Consider the following 4,162-nt stretch of genomic DNA (forward strand, 5'->3'; position numbering starts at 1 on the left):
AATCAGGAAGAATGGTCAAAAGCGAGCAGAGAAGAAGCTCAAGCATCGGTCCGCTCCTTCGGCATGCGAGAGAGGGTGTCACGGTTCTTCATGGCCTACTCCGCCGCGCCCGCCGGTTTGACGAGTTGCAGCTCCTCAGGGGCTATGGTGGGCCGTCGTGGCCATAGCTTTCCCTTCGGCCCGAACCGGGATCGGGCGAGATCCCATCAAGGCGAGCGCTGTCGGCGCGGCTTCGTCGGCGCGGCGCCCTGGGCCATCTCCAGGCAGGTCAGCATGTCGACGTAGCTGGGCGAGCCGCCGATCTGGGCTTCCCCCCGCAGGTCTCGCGGTGGGCCGCCGCCGCGCTGCCCCACATCGCCTTGAGCTTGCGCTCGGCGTCCGTCTCGTCCTGCACGCAGCCGTCATAGGGGTTGGCATCTTCCGCGAGCAGACGCGGCGCGGCCCGGCAGGTCGCGTCGATGTCAAGCCGCGGAACCTGCTGAGCCGCGGCGGGGCTGAGACAAGCTCCTGAAACCAGCAACGCAATCCCCAACCGGTATGCCCTCATGATAACCTCCTCTGCGAGTGGTAGCAGTCCAAGGCGGCGCACAGCGACGAGATACCATCAGCACGCCACCATGATCTTCGTCCGGTGGACCGTACCTCGCCCACTGACCTGTCCGTCCGGACGATGATCAAGGGCATGGTGCAATCGCTGACCACGATCAGCACTCCACCAGCTTGTTGCGGATTGCATAGCGGATCAGCGCCGCAGTCGTGTCGAGGTTGAGCTTGCCCATAGCCGTGGCCCGATGAGTTTCGACTGTCTTGGTGCTGATGCTGAGGATGTCTGCGATCTGCTTGTTCGTCTTGCCCTCAGCGATGAGCTGCACCACGGCCTTCTCGCGGGAGCTGAGGGCCGATGGGTCTGCAATGCCTTTCGACAGGTAGGTTTCCAGCAAGGCCTCGGAGACCTTGCCCGTGAAGAACGGCTTGTGGATGGCTAGGCTCTCCACCGCCGAGATCAGGAACTGCCTGGCATCGGATTTGAGCAGGAACCCCCGGGCACCTGCTTCGAGAACGTCCCGCACCAGGCTGTCCGTGTCATGCATGGTGAAGATGAGAATTTCCACGCCTGGAACACGCCCCCGGATCTGCCGGGCGGCCTCGACCCCGTTCACCAGTGGCAGGGCATAGTCGAGGACCACGATGTCGGGCCGGGTGGCCAGGGCCTGGTCGATGGCCTCCTTGCCGTCCCGGGCCTCGCCGACCACCTCCCAGCCCTCATGCCCTTCCAGGATGGCCCGGACGCCAGAGCGGACTACGTCGTGATCGTCGGCGATCAGAATACGCGTCATCACGAGACTTCCTTCCGGCGACCCAGTGCCTGCGGCCGTTCCGGTGAGCCCGAGTCCAGGGCAGGATACACCTCCCGGCAGCCAACCCCACCTGCGCAAAACCCTGAATCTACGGGAGCCAGACCCTGAATCTTCAGGAGAGGGCCTCGCCGTCCGCCTTGGCTGGACCTGAGAGCCACGTCATCCGCAGGCGTCCGGCAGGGAGCGGCGCCCGGCCGGCACTGGGGACGGGGACCATTGCGACGATGACAGTGCCGCCCCGGCCCGTCCGGATCCGCAGGTCGCCACCGAAGTGCTCCAGGCGGGCCCGCATGCCTGCAACACCGACGCCGAGCCGGATCGGCCCATCTGGGCCTGCCATGCCATGTCCGTTGTCGCGGATGCGGACGACCAGGTATCGGGACGTGATCCGGGCATCGACTGACACGTGCGAGGCGCTTGCGTGCCGATGCACGTTGGTGAGGGCCTCCTGCACCACGCGCAGGACCGCCCGCTGCATGTCCGGCGGCAGCTCGTCAACCTCCTCCGGAATCCGGATCCGTGCGGCGAGCCCCGTCCGCCCGGCGAAGCCTTCGGCGAAGTCCCGCAACGTGGCCTGGAGTCCATCCTTCGCCAGGTTCGGCGGATGCAGCAGGTAGGCGAAGATGCGTAGCTCCCGGAGCGCCTCAGTGAGCAGGCGCTCGACCTCCGCCAAGATCTTGCGGCCCGCTGGGCTCTGCCGCACCTCCGCCTCAAGTGATGATAGTCCGAGGTGTGCCGCCACGAGATGCTGCGCCGTTGAGTCATGCAGCTCGCGGGCGATGCGTTGCCGCTCCTCCTCCTGGAGGGCGAGCAACTGCCCGGACAGTTCTCTGACCTTCTTGTTCGCTCCCGTGACCTGATCCGACAGCGCTCGGAGCGGCTGCTCCACCTGGCGGGCCGTGAACAGCGCGGCGAGGCCGCCGGCCAGAACAAGGAAGGTCGCCATTCCCGCCATTTGCCGCAGGACGCCGGTGACCGGTGCATTGACGAGGGAGATCGGGACCGCGACCACGGTCGTCCAGTTCGTTGCCCCGGAACCGCGGTATGCTACCAGGACTGGCACTCCGCGCTCGTCCACATCCTCGATCAAGCCTTCGACCGTCTCGCTCCCGTTGGCGGCGAGGCGCGCCGCGAGGGCGTGTGGCATGGGGATCCGCGACGACGTCTCGGCCCCTCTCGTGGTCACGATCGGCTGGAGCTTGCGGTCATAGAGGCCTCGCGTCGACCCTTCGGGAGTGTCCTGACCACCCAGGATGGCCCCGAGGCGGTCCTGCGACAGGATGGTGGTGATGAAGCCTTTCATCGTTCCGTCGTCGTGGTTGATCCGCAGGCTGAGCGCGATGATCGTCGTCCCGGGCTTCGCGAGGCTCGCCATGCGGCCCGACACCGTCCACCCGCGCTCGCGCACCCGGTTGATGGCCTCAGGATAGGTTGGGAAGTCCCGGTGTCGGGGAAGCACTGCCCCGAACGGCCGGAGTGTGTTGGCAACCTGCCCCTCCAGATCCTGAAGGATCAACCAGGAGCCGTCAGGGATGGGCGTCGCCTTGAGCTGGTCGTAGAAGCCCTTGGCGTCGCCAGACTTCAGGGCAGGCGATGAGGACAGGCCCTTCAGCAGGGAGTTGCCTGCCGCCACCTCCTGGTCGAACCTGAAGGACAGCGCAATCGCCGTCTCCAGGACGCGCTCCCGGATGTGCTGGCGCTCATGCAGAGCGTGCGAGAGCAGCAGCGCCGCCGCGACGACGCAGGTGACGAGGATGACGGCTGTGAAGGTCAGGGCAACCCGGCGCCGCAGGCGGAGCGGCAGGCCTGGAAGGGAACGCGCTACCATCGGGACGATGCCATCGCTCATGACGGCGACCTCCGGCCGCAAGGGCAACGCAACGAGACCGGAGGTCGCGACGAGGACCGTCGGTCCAAAAACGTACATTAAACCCTGAGCCGGTACTATGTCGACTGAGATTGACATGAAGCTGCGAGCCTAGCACCCGACCGACGCATTCGGGCTGGATTCCAGCCACCGTTGCCGGTGGAAGGCCCAAATCAGGGTTTGCCTCCATCAGTTTCAGGACGGACCCTGATAGGCGGGTGGCCGGGCGCCGGATAATACTGCAAGCATGCCAGGAGCGGAGCAACGCCCATGCCGCAGGCCACACTCCACCGTCGTCACAGCCACGGGCAACTAGACCATCCCGTCGTCGACATGATCCGAATTCCCGGCGGCACCTTCCGGATGGGCTCGGACCGGCACTATCCCGAGGAGGCGCCGGTCCACCGCGTGACAGTGAATGCGTTCTGGATCGACCGGGCGCCGGTCACCAACCGGCAGTTTCGCGATTTCGTTCGGGCGAGCGGGCATGTCACCTTTGCCGAGAAGCGGCCCGATCCGAAGGACTATCCCGGCGCCCTGCCGCACATGCTCTTTGCCGGCTCGCTCGTCTTCGCGCCGCCAAACCATCCGGTCGATCTCCAGAACTGGAGTCAGTGGTGGACCCTGCTCAAGGGTGCCGACTGGCGCCATCCCTATGGCCCGAAGAGCACCATCCACGGTCTCGACAACCATCCCGTCGTGCACGTGACGTACGCGGACGCGCTCGCCTTTGCCCATTGGGCCGGCAAGGACCTGCCGACCGAGGCCGAATGGGAGTTCGCGGCTCGCGGTGGACTCGACGGGACCGAGTTCGCCTGGGGGCCGAGCCCACGCCGGAAGGCCGTCAGATGGCCAACACGTGGCAGGGCGCCTTTCCATTCCAGAATACGCGGCTCGATGGTTACGAGCGCACATCGCCGGTCACGGCCTTCCCGCC

The 4,162-nt window shown here is 66.1% G+C and carries 3 protein-coding genes and 1 pseudogene; 1 reads left to right on the plus strand and 3 read right to left on the minus strand.

Annotated elements, in window-relative coordinates:
• Nucleotides 1-268: 268 nt before the first annotated feature.
• The 3 genes from DRB19_RS29070 to DRB19_RS29080 all read right to left on the minus strand — a co-directional run bounded on the left by DRB19_RS29070 (nucleotide 269) and on the right by DRB19_RS29080 (nucleotide 3,285).
• Complete coding sequence (locus DRB19_RS29070; protein ID WP_114189422.1) at nucleotides 269-547, minus strand: hypothetical protein; 279 nt, start codon at nucleotides 545-547, stop codon at nucleotides 269-271.
• A gap of 157 nt (nucleotides 548-704) precedes the next feature.
• Entirely contained in the window at nucleotides 705-1,337 is a 633-nt protein-coding gene (locus DRB19_RS29075; protein WP_114189423.1) for a response regulator, read from the minus strand.
• A gap of 133 nt (nucleotides 1,338-1,470) precedes the next feature.
• Entirely contained in the window at nucleotides 1,471-3,285 is a 1,815-nt protein-coding gene (locus DRB19_RS29080) for a sensor histidine kinase (protein WP_162815954.1), read from the minus strand.
• A 273-nt stretch (nucleotides 3,286-3,558) separates the two neighbouring features.
• Here DRB19_RS29080 and DRB19_RS29085 point away from each other — a divergent pair.
• Nucleotides 3,559-4,162 (plus strand): annotated as a pseudogene (locus DRB19_RS29085) (SUMF1/EgtB/PvdO family nonheme iron enzyme); the annotation flags it as partial.

Source organism: Microvirga aerophila (genome assembly GCF_003332305.1).
Lineage (GTDB): Bacteria > Pseudomonadota > Alphaproteobacteria > Rhizobiales > Beijerinckiaceae > Microvirga > Microvirga aerophila.